Genomic DNA, 656 nt, shown 5'->3' on the forward strand with positions numbered 1-656 from the left:
AAAAGTGCGTTCGCGTGGGGTAGAAGTGGATGTGGCGGGTGCGCTGACGCAGAACGTCAATGTGATTGCCAGCTACGGCTATACCGATGCCAAAGTGATGGAAGACCCGGATTATCAGGGCAAGATGTTGCCTAACGTGCCGCGTCACACCGGTTCACTGTTCCTGACTTATGACTTCCACAACGTGATGGGCGGCAATACGCTGACCGTTGGTGGCGGCGGTCATGCGGTCAGCCGTCGTTCCGGTGACAATGGCGAGGACTACTCGTTACAGGGCTACGCGGTGGCGGATGCGTTTGCGTCTTATAAAATCAAAACGCAGAACCCGGTGACCTTGCAGGTTAACGTGAAGAACCTGTTCGACAAAACGTACTACACCTCGTCGATCGCCACCAACAATCTGTCCAACCAGATTGGCGATCCGCGTGAAGTGCAGTTCACCGTCAAGATGGATTTCTGATCGTCAAATTTGCGTCAGGTGAAATACGGGTCAGTTGAAATACGGGTCAGGCATGCCTGACCCCTACGAAAATCGGGACCACCATGCCCCGCGCGGCAAAACCGCACCATAACCGTAGGGGCCGGGCATGCCCGGCCCTTGATGGCCCAACAGAATCCGTGTTCAAAAACCGTAGCGGATCGCATCCTTACTCTGC

General features: G+C 55.2%; 1 protein-coding gene. It reads left to right on the forward strand.

Annotated elements, in window-relative coordinates:
- Window positions 1-460, forward strand: a 460-nt coding sequence (locus WH277_RS01450; protein ID WP_339503947.1) for a TonB-dependent siderophore receptor, incomplete at its 5' end; no start/stop codon positions are given.
- Between the last annotated feature and the right edge of the window lie 196 nt (window positions 461-656).

This window comes from Erwinia sp. MYb416 (genome assembly GCF_037479575.1).
Taxonomy (GTDB): Bacteria; Pseudomonadota; Gammaproteobacteria; order Enterobacterales; family Enterobacteriaceae; genus Erwinia; species Erwinia rhapontici.